Source organism: Streptomyces sp. JNUCC 64, from assembly GCF_054484115.1.
Map to the genome: position 1 here is coordinate 3,500,798 of NZ_CM137015.1, position 18,786 is coordinate 3,519,583.

The 18,786-nt window shown below is 74.5% G+C and carries 14 protein-coding genes; 11 read left to right on the top strand and 3 right to left on the bottom strand.

The annotated features are described in order from the left end of the window. Positions 1 to 9: 9 nt before the first annotated feature. Complete coding sequence (locus tag ACVWNX_RS14205; protein WP_454414293.1) at positions 10 to 753, top strand: futalosine hydrolase; 744 nt, start codon at positions 10 to 12, stop codon at positions 751 to 753. After that, entirely contained in the window at positions 750 to 1,697 is a 948-nt protein-coding gene (locus tag ACVWNX_RS14210; RefSeq protein ID WP_454414294.1) for a 1,4-dihydroxy-6-naphthoate synthase, read from the top strand. Before ACVWNX_RS14205 ends, ACVWNX_RS14210 begins: the two co-directional genes overlap by 4 nt. A 170-nt stretch (positions 1,698 to 1,867) precedes the next feature. Here ACVWNX_RS14210 and ACVWNX_RS14215 read toward each other — a convergent pair whose 3' ends face one another. Further along, entirely contained in the window at positions 1,868 to 2,251 is a 384-nt protein-coding gene (locus ACVWNX_RS14215) for a cold-shock protein (protein WP_454414295.1), read from the bottom strand. Positions 2,252 to 3,499: 1,248 nt separating this feature from the next. Between ACVWNX_RS14215 and ACVWNX_RS14220 the strand changes: the two genes are divergently transcribed. After that, a complete protein-coding gene (locus ACVWNX_RS14220) occupies positions 3,500 to 3,769 on the top strand; it encodes a hypothetical protein (RefSeq protein ID WP_454414296.1) in 270 nt (89 codons plus the stop codon). A gap of 230 nt (positions 3,770 to 3,999) precedes the next feature. Then, positions 4,000 to 4,539, top strand: coding sequence for a hypothetical protein (locus ACVWNX_RS14225; protein WP_454414297.1), 540 nt, complete (start codon positions 4,000 to 4,002; stop codon positions 4,537 to 4,539). A gap of 163 nt (positions 4,540 to 4,702) precedes the next feature. Here the strand turns inward: ACVWNX_RS14225 and ACVWNX_RS14230 are convergent, their stop codons facing one another. Next, the gene (locus ACVWNX_RS14230) at positions 4,703 to 5,404 is read right to left on the bottom strand and encodes an HAD family hydrolase (RefSeq protein WP_454414298.1); all 702 of its coding nucleotides are present in this window, start codon (positions 5,402 to 5,404) and stop codon (positions 4,703 to 4,705) included. 208 nt (positions 5,405 to 5,612) lie between these two features. Between ACVWNX_RS14230 and ACVWNX_RS14235 the strand changes: the two genes are divergently transcribed. From ACVWNX_RS14235 to ACVWNX_RS14250, 4 genes are all read left to right on the top strand, one after another. Next, entirely contained in the window at positions 5,613 to 6,605 is a 993-nt protein-coding gene (locus tag ACVWNX_RS14235; protein WP_454414299.1) for a FecCD family ABC transporter permease, read from the top strand. Between the two features lie 154 nt (positions 6,606 to 6,759). Next, a complete protein-coding gene (locus ACVWNX_RS14240; RefSeq protein WP_454414300.1) occupies positions 6,760 to 7,887 on the top strand; it encodes a FecCD family ABC transporter permease in 1,128 nt (375 codons plus the stop codon). 185 nt (positions 7,888 to 8,072) lie between these two features. Continuing rightward, entirely contained in the window at positions 8,073 to 8,912 is an 840-nt protein-coding gene (locus tag ACVWNX_RS14245) for an ABC transporter ATP-binding protein (RefSeq protein WP_454414764.1), read from the top strand. Positions 8,913 to 9,146: 234 nt separating this feature from the next. Next, positions 9,147 to 9,866 (top strand): flavin reductase family protein, encoded by a 720-nt coding sequence (locus tag ACVWNX_RS14250; protein ID WP_454414301.1) that lies wholly within the window; start codon positions 9,147 to 9,149, stop codon positions 9,864 to 9,866. 138 nt (positions 9,867 to 10,004) lie between these two features. On the opposite strand, the gene ACVWNX_RS14255 is transcribed toward ACVWNX_RS14250, so the two are convergent. Further along, positions 10,005 to 11,228: a hypothetical protein gene (locus ACVWNX_RS14255; protein ID WP_454414302.1), complete on the bottom strand. Its 1,224-nt coding sequence runs from the start codon at positions 11,226 to 11,228 to the stop codon at positions 10,005 to 10,007. Between the two features lie 345 nt (positions 11,229 to 11,573). Between ACVWNX_RS14255 and ACVWNX_RS14260 the strand changes: the two genes are divergently transcribed. The 3 genes from ACVWNX_RS14260 to ACVWNX_RS14270 all read left to right on the top strand — a co-directional run bounded on the left by ACVWNX_RS14260 (position 11,574) and on the right by ACVWNX_RS14270 (position 18,562). Then, on the top strand, positions 11,574 to 14,429 hold the full coding sequence (locus ACVWNX_RS14260) for a helicase C-terminal domain-containing protein (RefSeq protein ID WP_454414303.1): 2,856 nt from the start codon (positions 11,574 to 11,576) through the stop codon (positions 14,427 to 14,429). 111 nt (positions 14,430 to 14,540) lie between these two features. Beyond that, positions 14,541 to 16,175 carry a hypothetical protein gene (locus tag ACVWNX_RS14265; protein WP_454414304.1) on the top strand — a complete coding sequence of 545 codons (1,635 nt, stop codon included), beginning with the start codon at positions 14,541 to 14,543 and terminating at the stop codon, positions 16,173 to 16,175. Next, on the top strand, positions 16,172 to 18,562 hold the full coding sequence (locus tag ACVWNX_RS14270; protein WP_454414305.1) for a tetratricopeptide repeat protein: 2,391 nt from the start codon (positions 16,172 to 16,174) through the stop codon (positions 18,560 to 18,562). The genes ACVWNX_RS14265 and ACVWNX_RS14270 overlap by 4 nt, the downstream gene beginning before the upstream one ends. The last annotated feature ends 224 nt before the right edge of the window (positions 18,563 to 18,786 follow it).

Sequence of the window (18,786 nt, forward strand, 5' to 3'; positions counted from 1 at the left end):
CCCGGCCCGATGACCCGGCCCGCCCGCCTCCTCGTCGCCACCGCGGTACCCGCCGAGCGGGACGCGGTGGCGCTGGCGTTCCTGTCGGAGCAGCGCGAGGTGACGGTGCCGGGCGCGGCGCTGCGCCGGATCACCACCGCCGGGGCCCGCTGGGACCTGCTGGCGGCCGGGGTGGGCCCGGCGGCCGCGGCGGCCGGGACCGCCGCCGCGCTGACGGCCGCCGCCCTCGACGGCGCCCCCTACGACCTCGTCGTCTCGACGGGCATCGCGGGGGGCTTCGCGCCGCTGGCCCCGGTCGGCTCGCTCGTCGTCGCCGACGCGATCACCGTCGCCGACCTGGGCGCCGAGACCGGTGACGACCACCCGGACGGCTTCCTGCCCGTCACCGGACTCGGCTTCGGCACCGTCACCCACCTCCCGCCCGCCCGGCTCGCCGGGAAGACGGCCGCCGCGCTGGGCTGCCCGACGGGCACCGTGCTGACGGTCTCCACCGTCACCGGCACCACCGCCCGCGCCGACGCGCTGCGCGCCCGCCACCCGGAGGCGCTCGCCGAGGCCATGGAGGGCTTCGGGGTCGCGGAGGCGGCCGCCGCGCAGGGCCGTCCGGTGCTGGAGGTCCGCGCGGTCTCCAACCCGGTGGGCCCCCGCGACCGGTCGGCCTGGCGGATCGCGGACGCGCTGGCCGCCCTGACCACCGCCTTCACGGGCTGCGCGCCCGTCCTGGAGAGCCTGGAGAGCTGGGAACCCTCATGACGCACCCCACCGGCACCACGGACACCACCGGCACCGGCAGCACCGGCACCACGACGGCCACCACCGCCACCACTGACGCTGCCGTTGCCGCTGACGGCCCGGGAGCGCCCCTGCGGATCGCCTACTCCCCCTGCCCGAACGACACCTTCGTCTTCGACGCGTGGGCGCACGGCAGACTGCCGGACGCGCCCGCCCTCGACGTGACGTTCGCGGACATCGACGTCACCAACGGCCTCGCCGAGCGCGGCGAACTGGACGTGCTGAAGGTCTCGTACGGGGCGCTGCCCTGGCTCCTCGACCAGTACGCGCTGCTGCCGTGCGGCGGTGCGCTGGGCCGGGGGTGCGGGCCGCTGGTGCTGACCCGGGAGGAGGGCGCGGACCTCACCGGGCGGACCGTCGCGGTGCCGGGCGAGCGTTCGACGGCCTATCTGCTGTTCCGGCTCTGGGCGGCGGACCGGGTGCCCGGCGGGGTCGGGGAGATCGTCGTCCTGCCGTTCGACCAGATCATGCCGGCGGTGCGGGACGGCCGGGTGGACGCGGGGCTCGTCATCCACGAGGCCCGCTTCACCTACCAGGAGTACGGGCTGCACGCCCTGGCGGACATGGGCGAGCACTGGGAGTCCACGACGGGGCTGCCGATCCCGCTGGGCGCGATCGTCGCCCGCCGGGCGCTGGGCACGGCGACGCTGCGGCGGCTCGCGGCGGCGGCCCGCGCCTCGGTCCGCGCCGCCTGGGACGATCCGGCCGTCTCCCGGCCGTACGTCCTGGCGCACGCGCAGGAGATGGACCCGGCCGTCGCCGACCGGCACATCGGGCTGTACGTCAACGAGTTCACCGCCGACCTCGGGGACGAGGGGTACGCGGCGGTGCGGGCACTGCTGACGCGCGCGGCGGACGAGGGCCTCGTCCCGCCACTCGCCCCGGACGCGCTCGCGTTCCCCTGAGCGGGGCGCCGTCGCGTCCGGGCGGCTCAACGACCCGGACGTGACGCCCCGGACGCGACGTCTCGGACGCGGCTGCCGGGACACGACCACCCGGACACGGCGGTCGGGAGCCGTCGAAGGCGGTGTGCCGGCGAGGGGGCCGTCGTGGCGGCGAGGGCCGCGCGGCGGGCTTACACGTCGAGCTGGTCGGCGACCGCGCGCAGCAGTCCGGCGATCTTCGCGCCGGACGCCTTGTCGGGGTAACGGCCCTTCTCCAGCATCGGGGTGATGTTCTCCAGGAGGGTCGTCAGGTCCTGGACGATCGACGCCAGTTCGTCCGGCTTGCGGCGCTGGGCGGCGGCGACCGAGGGGGTCGGGTCGAGCACCGTCACGGACAGCGCCTGATCTCCCCGCTGGCCCGCCACCACGCCGAACTCGACGCGCTGGCCCGGCTTGAGGACGTCGACCCCGTCGGGCAGCACGGAGGAGTGGACGAAGACGTCGCCGCCGTCGTCACGGGAGAGGAAGCCGAAGCCCTTCTCACTGTTGAACCACTTGACCTTGCCAGTCGGCAAAGCACACACCCACTTTCCGCTCCACAAGGCCAACGTTGCCACCAGCCTACCGGGGCTCTCCCCCGTTGATCACCCCTAGAAACGGCCAGAGCCCGGACCCGTGTCGAGAAGCGGTGGGAGAGGCCCGGGACGTCTTATGGGAAGGCGATGACGGGCCCTCATGGCACATAGGTGGCACGAACAAGCGCCCCGCGCGGGCGCATTGCTCCGGAACCGGGGACGGGGAATGCGCCACGCCCCGCTCGCGGCGGGCGGGTTCGCCGCCGGGACGGAACGATCCGGGCGGGAACGGCCCGGCCCCGGGTTCCGGGGAAAACCACCCCGGGAAAATCCGGCCCGCCCGGTACGGAACCCGGTACGGAACGGGAAGGGCACCGGAAGGGAAGCCGGGAACGGAACCGTTTCCGGGCCGCCGGGAAATGGCCGGTACTCCCCGCCCCGGCGCCCGGCACCCAGCGCCCGGGGCGGCCCGCCAGCCCTCGGACCGCCCGTACCGGGGGCGTGGAAGCCCGGTGACCACGGGAGGACGCCGGAACGCCGGGGAACGGCGGGAGGGGCAGTCGTAGGGGCGGCGAGGGGTGGTGGAGGACGGAGGGAAGAAGGGCGGCAGGCGGGAAGGAGGAAGGGGGTGAGCGGGAGGGAGAAAGACTCGGAGGGCGAGGGAAAAGGCGCCTCTCGGCGCATTCGCCCGCTCGATGAACGGCTCTGCGGACGGCTCGGCGGACGACTCGGTGAACGACCCGGCGAACCGCTCGCTCCTTTCCGCGCCGGACGGCGAGGGCGCGGAGGATGGCCGAATCCGGAACGGGTTCGGGAACCGTTCCCGGCGATCGCGCACGAGCATTCCGGACGGGTCCAGACACCGATTCCCCGACCCGCTCACGATCGATTCGAGGTCCAGACCGTTGCCGTCCGGTCAACCGGTTTTCCCGAAAACAGGGAACGCGTTCCGGACGACCGGACCGGAACACCGCACGGTTCCCGTCGCCCACCGTACGGACCCCGCCGTACACCGTCCGGCGGGGAAATCCCGGCGGGAACGGCGACCGCCCATTGCCGGGTAATCCCCGGACCACCGGCCGGGACGGGGACGCCCCGCCACCCCGCCCCGCCACCACGGCTCGGCCCCGGTCAGGTCCGGGGCGGACCCGGTCCGGCCCCGGCTCGGCCGCGGTCAGGTCCCGGGGCGGGCCCACGGCTCTCCGGAGCCCTCGGGGCTCCCGGCCGGGCGCCGGATACCCTGGTGGGGTGCGCGACGAAACCCACACCACTGCCACGGCGCCCGGGGACGGCCTGGTCCGGGCCGGAGCGGTCGTCTTCATCATCGGCGCGGTGGCCACCCTGGTCACCGTGGCCCCGCTGTTCCTCGGAACGGACCCGTTCCCCACGTTCATGTTCTGGCTGAGCATGCTCATGGGCGTCGGCTTCGCGATCGCGGGGGCGGGCGTCCTGCGGACGATCGCCGCCCAGCGCCGCCAGGCCCGCGCCGCCCAGGGAACGGCCGGGCAGCCGGTCTAGGCTGCCCGCCTTCCCCCCTCCCGATCGGACCGGCTCACGGAGCCCGGTCACGAGTCCGAACGGCCCGGCAGCTTGGCAGCCCGGCCGCCGTGCGGACGTTTCCGGCCGTGGCACTCGTCGGTTTCCGTCGCCTCAAACAGGTGACCCGTCACCTACCTTGATCAGCACACGCGCCACAGCGCGTGATCGGCGTCGGGACGACGCCGGGTACAGCTCTTCGGGGGAAAGTCATGATCAAAAGCACGCTCCGCGTCCTCATCGCGGGGGCCGTCGCCGCCACCGCCGCGCTCGCGCTGCCGGGCACCGCCACCGCACGGTCCGCTCCGAACGACGGGCTCTGCTACCAGGCCCACGTCCAGAACATCGGCTGGCAGGACTGGCGCTGCGTAGGCGAGTGGGCGGGCACCACCGGCAGGGGGCTCAACGTGGAGTCCATCCGGTTCAGCTACCCGCACGGCACCGACGTCGCCCAGATATGCTTCAAGGCCCACCGGGCCAACTACGGCTGGGACTCGACCTACCAGTGCCTGGGCAAGAAGAAGACGGTCCAGATCGGCACCACGGGTATGAACACCCCGATCGAGGCCATCGCGTTCTACTCCGACGGTTTCGGCCCCGGGAGGGGCGACTCCCCGTTCCGTATCACTGGAGACGCCCACGTCAAGAACGTCGGCTGGCAGGGTGGCGCCCCCTACGTCGGCGACGTCAAGATCATGGGCACCACCGGCAAGGCACGCTCCATCGAGGCGTTCTGGTTCGGCTGGTACTAGGCCGTCTCTTACGGACTAGAAGAGCGAGCACGCCGCTGACGGAAGAACGCCGCGCGGACCGGACGACCCGGTCCGCGCGGTGTTCTTTCCGGCGTGACGAGTGGCGGCGGCCGCTGGAGGAACGTCCGTCCAGCCGGAACCGTCCGTCGACCCCGGCCGACGGTCACCCCCGTGCCGCGTGTCCCCGGGCCGCGAGCCAGGACGGGAAGGCCGTCAGGTCCGGGAGGACGGTGTCGGCGCCCGCCGTGCGGAGTTCGGCCTCCGAGCAGGGGCCGGTCGGGACCGCGACGGACAGGGCCCCGGCGGCGCGGGCGCCGCGCACGTCGCCCACGTGGTCGCCCACGTAGACGGTGGCGCCGTGCTCCCGCAGGGCCGCCGCCTTGGCCTCGGCCCACAGGTCGCCGATCACCGCGTCGGCCTCGATGCCCAGGTGGCGCAGGTGCAGCACCGCGTTCGGCTCCCACTTCGCGGTGACGACGACCGTCCGGCCGCCCGCCGCGCGCACCGCCTCGACCGCCTCCCGGGCCCCGCGCATCGCCCGGGTCGGCTCGATGGCCCGGCCCGGGTACATCGCCCGGTAGCGGGTGGCGACCTCCTCGACCCGGTCCGCCGGGAACCAGTTGGCCAGCTCCTCGGTGAGCGGCGGGCCCAGCCTGCTGACGACCAGCTCGGTGTCGATGCTGACCCCCGTCTCCTCGGCCAGCGCCTCGTAGCAGGCGCGGATGCCGGGGCGGGAGTCGATCAGCGTCATGTCGAGGTCGAAGCCGACGACCAGCGGGCCCCCGGGCGGAGCGGCGGGCGGCACGGCGGGGCCGGGGCGTCCGGGGTGGGCGGAGGGCGTCGTCGCGGAGGTCACGTCCCCCATTGTGCCGACCCGTCCCGCGACGGGCGTCCCGCGCCGGGTACGTTCCCGGGCGGACGGCCCGGCGGATGACCCGGGGTAAACCGACGGATGACCGGGGGTAACCGGCGGTCAAGGGGGCCCGGTCCGTGGACAGGGGTTCGGCCGGAAAGTGTTCCCCCTTAGACTTAGCCAAGCCTTACCAACCCTCGCTGTCACGGGAGTGCCGCCGATGCCGGTCAGACGTGCCGTCGCGATGCTGGCGGCCGTGGTGGCCCTGGTGCTCGCGGTGGTCTTCAGCCTCGCCGTGGGAGCGCGGGCCATCGCCCCGTCCACGGTCCTCGACGCCCTGCTGCACGGCGGGACGAGCGAGGACGCCGTGGTCGTGCGCGAGTTGCGGGTGCCCCGCACCATCGTCGGTCTGATGGTCGGCGCCGGGCTGGCGCTCGCCGGGACCGCGTTCCAGGGCATCACCCGCAACCCGATCGGCGACCCCAGCATCCTCGGCATCAGCCAGGGCGCCTCGGTCGGGGTGATCCTCGCCATCGCCTTCGGCGGCGTCCACACCCTGACCGGATACGTGTGGTTCGCCTTCGCGGGCGCCGGGTTCGCGGCGCTCGCCGTCTATCTGATCGCCTCCCGGGGCCGGGGCGGCGCCACCCCGATCAAACTCGCCCTCGGCGGCGCCGCGCTCAACGCGCTGCTGGCCTCCGTGCTGACCGGTGTCCTCACCACCCAGGCAGCCGCGCTGGACGAGTTCCGGTTCTGGCAGGTCGGTTCGCTCTCCGGACGGGACGCCGAACTGGCCGCCCAGGTGTGGCCGTTCCTGCTGCTCGGCACGGTCCTGGTGGTCTCGGTGGCCCGTGGTCTGGACGCGCTGGCGCTCGGCGAGGACGTGGCGAAGGGCCTCGGCCAGAAGGTCGCCTCCGTCCGGATCACCGGTGGGCTCGGCGCCGCCGTGCTGACCGGCGCGGGCGTCGCCGCGGCCGGTCCGATCGCGTTCGTGGGACTCGCGGTGCCCCATCTGGCCCGCGCCCTCGTCGGCTCGTCCCACCGCTGGCTGCTGCCGATGGCCGCGCTGCTCGGCCCGGTCATGCTGCTCTTCGCCGACACCGTCGGCCGGATCGTGTTCCCGCCCAGCGAGGTTCCCGTCGGGGTGATGACGGCCCTGATCGGCGTGCCGTTCCTGATCGTCCTGGTGCGCAGGAAGACGGTCGCCGCGTGAGCCCGGCCGCCCGCGCGCCCCGGGCCGTCCGCGCGCCCCGGGCCGCCTGGGCCACCCGGGCCGCCTGGACCTCGTCCCCAGTCTCCTTCCGGGGCCCCGCCCCGGCCTCCCGGGCCCTCCGAGCCCCCCGAACGTCCCGAGAGGCGGTACGCGGATGAAGCTCCGCACGGCGGACGGGCCCCCCGGGGCCCCGGTCCACGACACGACCGAGGGCGGTGGGACGGGCCCGGTCCGCAAGAGCGGCGGGCCCGCCGGGTACACACCCGTCCGGCTGGGGTCGCGCGCCTCGTTCCTGGTGCACCGGCGGGCCGTGATCACCTCGCTCGGTCTCACGGCGGTGCTCGCCGTGGCCTGCGTCGCGTACCTGTCGGTCGGGGAGACGTTCGTCTCCCCGGCGGAGGTGCTGCGGGTGCTCAGCGGACAGCCCTCGGCGGACGAACTCGTCGTCGGGACGCTGCGGCTGCCCCGGCTGGTGGTGGGGCTGCTGGTCGGCGCCGCCTTCGGGGTCGCCGGAGCACTGATCCAGACCGTCGCCCGCAACCCGCTGGCCAGCCCGGACGTCATCGGCATCAGCCAGGGCGCGGCGGCGGTGACGGTCGGCGCCATGACCTTCGGCGTGACCTCGTACGCCGCGCTGCCCTATCTGAGCATCAGCGGGGGCGTCCTGGCCGCCGCGCTGGTCTACGTCTTCGCCTGGCGGGGCGGGCTCCAGGCCACCCGCTTCGTGCTGATCGGCATCGGCATCGCGATGGCGCTGCGCTCCATCGTCAGCCTGTTCATGACCAAGGGCGACCAGCAGGTGGCCCAGCAGGCCCAGGTGTGGATGACGGGTTCCCTCAACGGCCGGGGCTGGCCGGAGGCGACCCCGCTCGTCTGGACGCTGGTGCTGCTGCTCCCGGCGGTGCTGTGGGCGGCGCACGCCCAGCGCCGGGTGGGCGTGGACGACGACACGGCGACCGCGCTCGGCGTCCGGCTGGGCCGGGTGCGGCTCGGACTGGTCGCGGTGGGCGTGCTGCTGGCGTCGGTGGCGACCGGCACCGCCGGGCCGGTCGACTTCGTGGCGCTGCTCGCCCCCCAGGTCTCCCGTCGGCTGACCCGGACCGCGCAGATCCCGCTGCTGTCCTCGGCGCTGCTCGGCGCGGTGATCGTGGTGGTCGCCGATCTGCTGGCGCGGCGGCTGTTCGCCCCGACGGAACTCCCGGTGGGGGTGCTGACGGCGGCAGTCGGCGCCCCGTACCTCATCTGGCTCATCATCCGCAGCCGCAGTGGAGGCAACCAGTGACGCAGTCGCAGTCCCTGACCGGGAAGAAGACGGGCGGCGGCACCGGCGCCCCGGCCGGAACGGCCGCCGAGGACGCCTCCGGGACGGTTCCGGGGGCGCCCTCCGAGCCGACCTCCGGGACGACCTCCGGGACGGCCACCGAAACGGCCGCCGGAACGGTTTCCGGGGAGGGTGCCGTCGGGCCGGTGAAGGACGGGGCCGGGCGTCCCGGGCGGGGCGGGGAGGCGGGCGCGCGGCTGCGGGCCCGTCAGCTGACCCTCGCCTACGAGGAGCGCACCGTGGTGCGCGAACTGGACCTCGACGTGCCGGACGGCAAGGTCACCGTCATCGTCGGGCCGAACGCCTGCGGCAAGTCCACCACCCTGCGGGCGCTCGGGCGGCTGCTGAAGCCGCGCGGCGGTTCGGTGCTGTTGGACGGCGCCTCCCTCGCGGAGCTGCCGACCAAGCGGATCGCGCAGCAGATCGGGCTGCTGCCGCAGACGCCGGTGGCGCCCGAGGCGATCACCGTGGGCGATCTGGTGGCCCGGGGGCGGCAGCCGCACCAGCGGTGGTGGCAGCAGTGGTCAGAGGCGGACGAGCGGTCCGTGACCGAGGCGATGGAACGCACGGACGTCGCCGCGCTCGCCGACCGGTCCGTCGACGAACTCTCCGGCGGCCAGCGGCAGCGGGTGTGGATCGCGATGGCGCTCGCCCAGGAGACGGAACTGCTGCTGCTGGACGAGCCGACGACGTACCTGGACATCTCGCACCAGGTGGAGGTACTCGACCTGGTCCGCCAGCTCAACCACGACCGGGGCCGGACGGTGGTCGTGGTCCTGCACGACCTCAACCAGGCCGCCCGGTACGCGGACCACCTCGTCGCGATGAAGGCGGGCGTGGTGGTGGCCGAGGGCCCGCCCTCCGAGGTCGTCACCCAGGAGCTGGTGCGGGAGGTCTTCGGCCTGGACTGCGTGGTCGTCCCCGACCCGGTCACCGGCTCGCCCCTGGTCGTCCCGGGTCTGCCCTGGCGCCCGGCGGCGGCCTGACGGCTTCCGCTTCCGCGCGCCGCTCTCCCCTCTCCCCCGGCCTTCACCCTCGCGGGTCGGGGGCTTCCAGGGCTTCCAGGGCTTCCAGGGCTTCCAGGGCTTCCAGAGGGCGGTGCCCGAAAAGCGATGTCTCATTCCCGCCAGCGTGGTGGTGCCGTGCGCGGGAGGGTCGGCGGAGGCCCGCGTTCCGGTTCAGCGGGTCCTCGTCCGGCACTCCGTCGAAAGGCACCGCGCATGCACGTCGTCCCCGGGCTCAAGGTCCTCTACTTCGGCACTCCGGTGGTGCTGATCAGCTCGCTCAACGAGGACGGCACGGCGAACCTGGCGCCGATGTCCTCGGCGTGGTGGCTCGGCCAGTCCTGCATGCTCGGGCTGGGCAACAACGCCCGGACCACCGCGAACCTGCTGCGGGAGGGCGAGTGCGTGCTCAACCTGCCCTCGTCGGCGATGGTCGACGCCGTCGACCGGATCGCCCTCACCACCGGACGGCCGGACGTCCCGGACTACAAGGTGCGGCAGGGCTACCGCCACGAGCCGGACAAGTTCGCCACCGCGCGGCTGACCGAGCAGGCGTCGGACCTGGTCCGGGCGCCCCGGGTCGCCCAGTGCCCGGTCCAGTTGGAGTGCCGGGTCGTCTCGTCCCGGCCCTTCGGCGGCTCCCCGTCGCACGCCACCGCCTTCGAGGTCGAGGTGTTGCGCGCCCATGTCGAGGAGGAGCTGGTCATCCCGGGAACGCACTACGTGGACCCGGTCGGCTGGGACCCGCTGATCATGAAGTTCTGCGAGTTCTTCGGCGGTGGGGACAACGTCCATCCGTCGCGGCTCGCCGAGGGGTGGAGGCTGCCGCACCAGCTCGGGAGCGCTGCGGGCGGCGGGACCACCACGGCTGCGGCTGCGGCCAGGGCCACGGCTACGGCTACGGCTACGGCTGCGACCAGGGCTGCGGCCGTCTGAGCGGTCGCGTCCGCCGGGCCGTCCGGAGCTGTCGGGCCGTCTGGAGCCGCCGGGCTTCGTCGGCGGCGGACCCCGTCGGCCCCGGCGGCGGCGTCGGCCCGGACGTCGTCAGCTCCGGCCGCGTCGGCCCGGACCCCGTCAGCCCTTGCGGCGCGACCGCCAGACCAGGAACACGGCGGAGGCGACCGCCGCCGACTTGAGGACCCAGGGCCAGGTGCCCTCGACCGCCTGGTCGAACGCGCCCTCCGCGATGGGCCGCCCCCAGCGGCCCTCCATCCGGCCCCACAGCCACGCCACGCCCCCGGCCAGCGCCAGTCCGGGCAGCCAGAGCACCGCGAACTTGGACTCGGCGGGGCTCAGCCGCTTGGAGAGCCAGGCGAGGGCCCAGCCCCCGGCGAGGGCCAGCAGATTGCCCAGCACCGCGCCCACCACCAGGAGCGCGGCGGCGACCAGCAGCAGCGGGCTCGACCAGCCGGTGAGCAGGGCGAGCGCCAGACCGCCCCGGCGGCCCTTCCCGGTCGCTTCGGAGGCTTCGGCGGCGTCCGGGCCGGTGCCGGTGCCGTCCTCCGGTCCTCCGGCGGCCCCATCCTGTTCCTCGTCCTCGCCCTCGCCCTCGGCGGCGGGCGGCGGTTTCAGTATCTCGGGGATCTCGATGCCGCCGACGAACCCGGGGACGCTGTCGAACGCCTCGTACGGGCCCGAGTCCGCCTTGCGCCACCAGTCGCGGGGCCCCGCCGCGGAACCGAGTTCGTCCAGCGGGGCGAGGTGCGGCGGCGCGGGCGGGCGGTGGCCGTCGGCGTGCCCTCCGGGTGCCGGGGCGTCCCGGGCGGGGACGGGCTTCCCCCCGGTACGGGGGCGGACGAGCCGCCACAGGCCCTTGGCCGTCGGCTTCCCGCCCGGTCCTTCCGGGCCGCCGTCCTCCGTCGGCTTCTCCGCCCGCTTCCCGGTCGGCCCCTCCGGCGGCGCGGGCTTCTCCGGCGACGGCGACGGGGGCGGGGATGCGGACGAGGACCTGGGCCGGGACCGGAACGGGGACGGGCGGGGGGAAGGGCGCGGAGACGGGGACGGGCTCGGTGCCGGGGCGTCGGGGCCGCGTTGTTCGGGGACGGTCAGGGGGGTGCCGTCGGCGGCGGGACGGCCGCCCGCGCCGGACACCAGGTCGTCGGGGTCGCCGAGCCGGGTGAGGATGCGGCGCACCGAGGCGGGGGTGTCGGCCGAGGCCCTGGCCCGGTGGCGGTCGATCTCGTCCCGCAACTCCGCGACGAGGCGCATCCGGGTGGACGACGGCAGTTGCCGTTGTTGTGCCAGGTCGCCGACCCGACTCAGATAGTCGAAGACGAGCCGGTCGCTCTCAATCCCCACGAGGTCCCCTCCGGGGCGCGTCTGAGAACCCCTCAGCGCGACGGTACCGAATCGTCCGGGGTCCGCGCGCGCCCCCACGACCCGTCCCGGCCCCGCACGCGGTCGGGTCCGCCGGGCCGGGGGGTCCTCGCGGCCCCCACGGTCCCCGGCCCGGCGGAGGCCGCCGTCCCGCTCGCCGGGGCGGCCGTCCCGCTCACCGGAGCCGCCCGGCCGGGTTTCCGGGTCCGTCCGGGCAGGTTCCGGGCCCGGGCAGGCGGGTTCCGGGTCCGGCCGGGCGGGGGCGGGACCCGACGCGGCCGGGGACGGGACCCGGCCCGGCCGCGCGGACCCAGTACCGTGAACCGGATGAGCGCCAAGTCACCCGGAAGCACCCCGCCCCGGTCCCTCGCGGAAGCCCTGCGCTCGCGCGACGACGCCTCCCTCGCGGAACTCCTGCGGGCGCGGCCCGATCTGCTCACCCCCGTGCCCGGGGACCTGACCCAGCTGGCCACCCGGGCCGGGACCCGGGCCAGCGTGCTGCGGGCGCTGGAGCGGCTGGACCGGTTCGCCCAGCAGGTCGCCGAGGCCCTCGCGGTGGCCCCGGACCCGGCCGGATACGCGGATCTGGAGCGGCTGTTGCGGGGCGCCGACCCGGTGGCCCCCGAGGGCTGGGCCCCCGGGAGCGAGCCCGGGGGAAGCGGGGAGCCCGGAGCGAACGGCGGGAACGGGGAGGACGCGGACGGTCCGGCCACGGCGGTGGCGCGGGCGCTGCCCGGCGCGCTGGCGACCCTGCGGGAACAGGCCCTGGTGTGGGGCGACGACGAGCGGCTGCGGCTGGTGCGCACCGCCCGGGAGCTGCTGGCGCCCGGTCCCCAGCACCCGTCGCCGACCGGGCTCGGCCCGTCCGTCGCCGAGCTGGCGGCGGGGATGTCACCCGGGCGCGTCCAGGAGATCCTGACGACCGCCGGACTGGGCACCACCCATGACTCGGTGTCGGCGGTCACCGCGCTGTCCGCGCTGTTCGGGGACCGCGACCGGATGGACACGCTGCTGGCCGACGCCCCCGCCGAGTCGCTGGCGGCGCTGGACCGGTTGGTGTGGGGCCCGCCGTACGGGCAGATCACGGCCGAACCGGCGGCCCGGCTGCGGTGGTTGCTGGACCGGGGACTGCTGCTGCCGACGGCGCCCGGCACCGTCGTCCTGCCGCGCGAGGTGGCACTGCATCTGCGGGGCGGGCGGGCGCACCGCGTCTGCGAGCCGGTGCCCCCGGCGGTGCGGGTCCGCGCCGACCACCGTCCACAGGTGGTGGACGCCACGGCGGCCGGGCAGGCGTACACGGCGGTGACGGTCGTCGAGGACCTGCTGCGGGACTGGGACGAGGGCGGCCCGACGGTACTGCGCGCGGGCGGGCTGAGCGTACGGGACCTGAAGCGGACGGCGGTGGCGCTGGACGTGTCCGAGCCGGTCGCCGCGTTCTGGGTGGAACTCGCCCACGCCGCCGGGCTGATCGCCTCGGACGGGCAGGCCGACGAGCGGTTCGCGGCGACCCCCGCGTACGACGCGTGGCTGGAGCGGCCCGCCGCCGAGCGGTGGGGGACGCTGGTCTCGGCCTGGCTGACGGGGACCCGGGTGCCGGGGCTGGTGGGCGGCCGGGACGCCAAGGACCGGGCGCTGTCGGCGCTGGGTCCGGGGCTGGACCGGGGCGCGGCGCCGGAGGTCAGGGCACGGGTGCTCGCGTTGCTCGCCGGGCTGCCCCCGGGGGCGGCGCCGGAGCCGGACTCGGTGCTGGCGCGGCTGCGCTGGGAGCGTCCGCCCCGGCCGTCGGGGTCCGGGCGGACCGGCGGGGCCGGTGGTGGCGGTACGGGGGCCGGTTTCGGTACCGGTTCCGGTGGGCCCGGTGCGTCCGGTGGGCTCGGCGTCGGTGGGGACGGGGCGGCCGACGACCTCCGGGGGAGGCTGGCGCGCTGGGCGCTGGAGGAGGCGGAGCTGCTGGGGTTCACCGGGCGCGGGGCGCTCTCCGCGCACGGGCGGGAACTGGCGGGGGGCGACGAGGACGGGGCCGGGGCCCGTTCCGCAGGGGCCCGTTCCGCGGGCTCCACCGGGGCCGCAGGTTCCACCGGGGCTGCGGGCTCCGCCGGTCCGAGGACGGGGGCCCGTTCGGAATCCGCTTCCGAACCCGACCCCGGAAGCGAAACCAGAAGCGGAACCGGAACCGAAGGCGGCCCCGGTCCCAGGACCGGTTCGGGCCCGGGTTCCGGGTTCGGTTCCGTCGACGCGCTGGAGCGGGCGGTGGGACGGGCCGCCGGGCTGCTGGCCCCACTGATCCCGCACCCGTTGGACCACGTCCTGCTCCAGGCCGATCTGACCGCCGTGGCGCCGGGCCCGCTGGAACGGCCGCTCGCGGAGACCCTCGCGGTGCTCGCGGACGTCGAGTCGAAGGGCGGGGCGACGGTCTACCGCTTCACCCCGGCGTCGGTGCGGCGGGCGCTGGACGCCGGGATGACCGCGAGCGATCTGCACGCGTTCCTCGCCGCGCGGTCCCGGACCCCGGTCCCGCAGCCCCTGGCGTACCTGGTGGACGACGTGGCCCGGCGCCACGGGCGGCTGCGGATCGGGGCGGCGTCCGCGTACGTGCGCTGCGACGACGCCGCCGTGCTGGAGGAGGTCCTGGCGGACCGCCGGGCCCAGGGACTGCGGCTGCGGCGGCTGGCGCCGACCGTGCTCGCCGCGCAGGCCGACCCGGCGACGCTGCTGGAGCGGCTGCGCGAGATGGGTTTCGCCCCGGCCGCCGAGACCCCGGAGGGCGAGGTGCTGATCGCACGCGCCCACGCGTACCGGACCGGGCCCCGCACCCCGCCCCGGCCGGTGGTGGAGGGGCCGCCGCGCCCGGACGACACCCTGCTGCGGGCGGCGGTGCGCGCCGTGCGCGCGGGCGACCTGGCGGCGACGGCGCCCCGCAAGGAGGAACCCGAACAGGGCGGCGAACCGCCCCGCACCGGCCCGCAGGAGACGCTGGCCACCCTCCAGGCGGCGGTGCTGACCGGCGGAACGCTGTGGATCGGCTACGTCAGCGCGGAGGGCGCCGCGAGTCAGCGGGTGATCGCCCCGGTCCGGGTGGAGGGCGGCTTCGTCACCGCGTACGACCACACCGCCGACGAGGTCCGCACGTATCCGCTGCACCGGATCACGGGGGTGGCGGAGCTGGCGGAGGACGAGGACTGAGCGCGGCGCCCTCCCCGGGCCGGAGGCCCGCCGTTTGACTTGGCGGACGGTTCCGGGATTCCCTGTCGGCCCCCGTCCGAGGGCGTCGGACGGAGATCCGGGAGAGTGGCCATGGGCACACCGTCAGGGAATGGACAGGAGCAGCGGGGAGAGCGGACGGAGGTCGCCTCTTCCCCTGCCGAGGACGCGGATGTCCCGCGAACACCCGGTGAGGAGGCCCTCGGTCGGCTGCTGCGCACCAACACTCCACGGAAACTCAGCCTGGCCGGTGCCTACGCGCTCGGCTACGGGCTTCTGGGACATGCCCAGCGACAGGGAACGGACCCGTACTGGCACCAGGCGATCGATCCGCTGGACGCGCTGTTCCTGGGTGCCGCCGGGCCCGACGCCTTCGACGAGGACCCGTGCGCGTTCGCCAACGCGCGTGACGCCTGGCTGCGGATCCTGCGCGGCACCGTACACGGCCAGGGCATTCAGCGCTTCGTCCGACTGGCGGTCTCCACGGCCGGGGAACTGGGAAGGCCCGTGGACGACGGGAACCTGATGCTGGCACTGGTCGGCCGGGTCGAAGCGGCCGGGCTCGATCAGCGTGGGCTGCCCCGCCGACTGCTGCCCGCCGCGGCCCTCCCGGACCGCCGCGAAGTGCTCGGACCGTCTTTCGAGCGGTCCTTCCCCGATCCGCCGGAGGACGCGGGGCGAAGGGTCGAACGGTTCTGGAAGCGGACGGCGGAGGAGTCAGGGCCCGAGGACACGCCTCAGGCCGTTCTGCGGGAAGGACTGCGGCGGTTCGAGGACCTCGGACTGCCCGTGCGGAAGGATTCCGGGACGCTGCTCCCGGCCCTGTACTCGGCGCTCCTGGCGAACCCCGGCGAACCCCTGGAGGTCAGGGGGCCGCACGCCTTCGCCTGGGCGCTCTCCCTTGACGAGACGTCACCCCTGGCGCCGGTGCTCGACCTCCTCGTCACCGCTCCCGAGCGGGAGATGTCCGTCGCCGAGACCCTCGGACGGCTCTTCGCCCTGCCCGCGTTCACCGAACCGATTCCCCCGGACGCCCTGCTGTGGACCAGCTCTCCCGGTCTCGCCCTGCCGCGTCTGGCCTTCGAACTGGGAATCACCAAGGTGCCGACACGGAACGGGGAGATCACCCAGGACCTCCTGGACGCGGCGGGAACGCGGACCAGGATCCGGCTCACGCCTGACGGCGGGGAAGGGGAACCGGAGGACGGCTACGACGTCGACACCCAGTCGAGCGATCCCGAAGGGGAATGGGACGAACGGCGTGCGGCGGTGCGGGACGCGGTGCTGCGGAAAACCGGTAAGAAGTCCCGTGCCGCGGACACCGCTCGCCGCCCGGCCGGACCTCCCGTCGAACGCGTCTGGAACGCGGACGGCAGTTCCGTCGTGAGGTTTTCCACCGACACACCACACGGACAGCTGCTGGCGACCGCCATCCAACAGCAACGAACTGCGTTTCGAGAGAAGTTCGGTCGGGAACCGGGCCCGGACGACCCGCTGTTCTTCGATCCGGACGCCGACGAACCCGCGCCCCTCACCAAGGAGCACTTCGACGGCCTGCTGCGGGAAATGGCCGGGCACGCGGACGGGACGGGCATCGATCCGGCGTTCTTGTACGCCTGGCGGAAGGTCGGATACCTGGTCACCGAGGAGAACCGGGACATGTTCACCATCGCCGAGGCCATCGCCTTCGGCAGGGCCGTCGCGCGGTACCGGCGGACCGGAGAGTGACCGACCACGTCGAGAACCGTCTGCAGGGCCCCGTCTTCGGGGGCGTGAACGTCCAGGCGCGGGACATCAACAGCCTGGTGGTACCGGACCGTCCGGACCCCGCGCTCGCCGGTCTGCCCCGGAAGTCGGCCGGGTTCGCGGGCCGCCACGCCGAACTGGAGCAGCTTCTCGACGCCTTGGCCCCGAAGGCGCGGGGTGAGACGGCTGCCACCGTGGTGGTGGCGGGGCTCGCCGGGATGGGCAAGACCGAGCTCGTCCTCCAGGCCGCCCACCAGGCACTGGAGCGGGAGGGGTGGTTTCCCGGCGGGGTCCTCTTCATCAGCCTCCACGGCGACGACACCAAACACGAGGTGTCGCCGAAGCGGGCGCTCGGCACGCTCCTGCGCGCGCTCGCTGTCCCTCCGGATCACCTTCCCCCAGGGATCGAGGAGCGCGCTCACCTCTTCCGTTCCAAGCTCGCCGCGATGTCCGACGCCGGGCGACGGGTCCTGGTCGTGCTGGACGACGTGCCCGCCACGAGAAAGATCCGCCATCTCCTGCCCGGCGACGGGAAGACGGCCACCCTCATCTCCTCACGGCATTCCCTGTCGGAGCTGGACGCCTTGGTCCTGACCCTGCGGGAGCTCCCCGTCGGCGACGGCCGGGCCCTCCTGGACGGCGCGGTGCGCGCGTCCCGGCCCGAGGACACCCGGGTTGCCGTCGAGGCGGACGAAGCCGATCGGCTCGTCTCGCTCTGCGGTGGACTGCCCCTGGCCCTGCGGATCCTCGCGTCCTTCCTCGTGGACGCACCGGCCCGCCCGCTGTCCGATCTCCGCCGGGACCTGGCGGACACGCATTCCCGGCTCTCCGTGCTGAGCCGCGAGGAACGGGCGGTGACCGCGGCTTTCCAGGTCTCCCACCGAAGGCTCTCCGAGGAACAGGCCAGGCTCTTCCTCCGGATGGGTCTGCAGCCCGGGCCGGACTTCTCCACCGAGGCGGCGGCGCTGCTGTACGGCGGCACGTTCAAGGAAACCGAACGGCTCCTGTTGGCTCTGGCACGACGGCATCTGGTCGAACCGCTCGACCCCTACGGCCGTTGGGGTCAGCACGGACTCGTGCGCCTCTACTGCTGGGAGGAACTCCTCCGGAGCGACGACGAGTGGGGCGAAAACCTCGTACGGTTGCTGCTCCACTTCCACGCGAAGACCACGTCGGCGTGCCAGGTGCTCTTCGGCCCGGTGACGGCGCCCTCCACGACGGAACCCCCGTTCACCGATCGGGCCGCCGCCCTGGAGTGGCTGGAGGCCGAGCGGCCCACCCTGGTCGCGGCCACCCTCTGGGCACACGAGTCCGGGGACGACCCGATGTGCGCCGCCCTGGCCGTGCCCGTAGCGCGGTTCCTGACGGAGATGCGTTACCTGGAAGACGCCCAGCTGGTCCTGGTCGCGGGCGTCCTGTCGAACCGCGCGCTCAAGGAGGAAGCCCGCGAGGCAGCACTGCTGAGCTCCCTCGGTGTAGTGCTCCAGAACATGCGCAAGCTACGCAAGTCGGTCCGCGTCCACGCGAAGGCCGTCAAGATCTGCCGGAAGCTGAAGAGGCCCCGGGCCTTGGGCGGCGCGCTCAACAACCTGGGGCTCGCCCTCCACGAGCGGCGCCGGTTCGAGGAGGCCCTGGCCGCTCACACCAAGGCCGAGCGGCTGCTCCGACGCGCTGGGGACCACAGGGGGATGGCCGGCGCCCTGAGCAACGCCAGCGAGACGTTGATCGAGCTGGACCGGCTGGAGGAGGCCGCCCGAGCCCTCCGCAAAGCCGCGAAGGTCTTCCGTCGACAGGGCGATACGCGGGGGTACTCCCAGGCCCTCGGAAGCCTCGCCAAGATGACGCGCAACGTCGGGAACGCCGAGCACGCCGTGAAGATGCACAGGCGGGCACTCAGCGCGGACGGCGGTCTGCTCATCCCCCATGAGAGGGCGATCGAACTGTCCAACTTCGCGGGCACGCTGATAGCCGTCGGGGATCCCGAAGGCGCCCTCACCGCGCAACGGGAGGCCCTGGACATCTTCCGCCGTCTGGGAGACCGCTGCGGCGAGGGCATGACCCTCGGCAACATGGCCACCGCCCAGCGGTTGCGGGGGGCGTGGGAGCAGGCCGTCCGGCTGCACACCCTCGCCATGGAGGCGCTCCTCGAAGGCAAGGACGACCACGCCCTCTCCGTGGAGCTCGCGAATCTCGCGCAGACCCTCATCCAGGGAGGCCGCCACGCCGAAGCCCTGGAGACCCTGGAGCACGCCGCCGCGCTGTGCCAGCAGGCCAAGGACACCGAGGGCGCCGCTCAACTACTCGACTTGGCCGACCAGGTACGGAGGCGGTTCGGAGCCGTTTCCCGCCGTCCCCGGAGCGGGGCGTAGTCCCTCGCGGACCGGCGGATCGGCCGCCCCTCCTGACCTCCTCGCTTGACGCGGCCGTCACGGCCGGTGTGCGCCCATGAACACCCGCACCGGGAGGCACACGTCGTGAGGCCGCCCACCCGGCGCGCCCGTGTGCACGAGCGCCTGTCCGCCGTGAGCCGGCGGACCGTGCTCGTGGCGTGGCCCGTCGACGCCCTTGACCTCCTTACACCGTAAGGCTAGCT

Bases quoted from the DNA above. Each gene is read 5' to 3' on its own strand.
- ACVWNX_RS14250 (WP_454414301.1), top strand. From the start codon at position 9,147: ATGCACGTCGTCCCCGGGCTCAAGGTCCTCTACTTCGGCACTCCGGTG.
- ACVWNX_RS14265 (WP_454414304.1), top strand. From the start codon at position 14,541: ATGGGCACACCGTCAGGGAATGGACAGGAGCAGCGGGGAGAGCGGACG.
- ACVWNX_RS14210 (WP_454414294.1), top strand. From the start codon at position 750: ATGACGCACCCCACCGGCACCACGGACACCACCGGCACCGGCAGCACC.
- ACVWNX_RS14225 (WP_454414297.1), top strand. From the start codon at position 4,000: ATGATCAAAAGCACGCTCCGCGTCCTCATCGCGGGGGCCGTCGCCGCC.
- ACVWNX_RS14260 (WP_454414303.1), top strand. From the start codon at position 11,574: ATGAGCGCCAAGTCACCCGGAAGCACCCCGCCCCGGTCCCTCGCGGAA.
- ACVWNX_RS14205 (WP_454414293.1), top strand. From the start codon at position 10: ATGACCCGGCCCGCCCGCCTCCTCGTCGCCACCGCGGTACCCGCCGAG.
- ACVWNX_RS14235 (WP_454414299.1), top strand. From the start codon at position 5,613: ATGCCGGTCAGACGTGCCGTCGCGATGCTGGCGGCCGTGGTGGCCCTG.
- ACVWNX_RS14240 (WP_454414300.1), top strand. From the start codon at position 6,760: ATGAAGCTCCGCACGGCGGACGGGCCCCCCGGGGCCCCGGTCCACGAC.
- ACVWNX_RS14230 (WP_454414298.1), bottom strand. From the start codon at position 5,404: ATGGGGGACGTGACCTCCGCGACGACGCCCTCCGCCCACCCCGGACGC.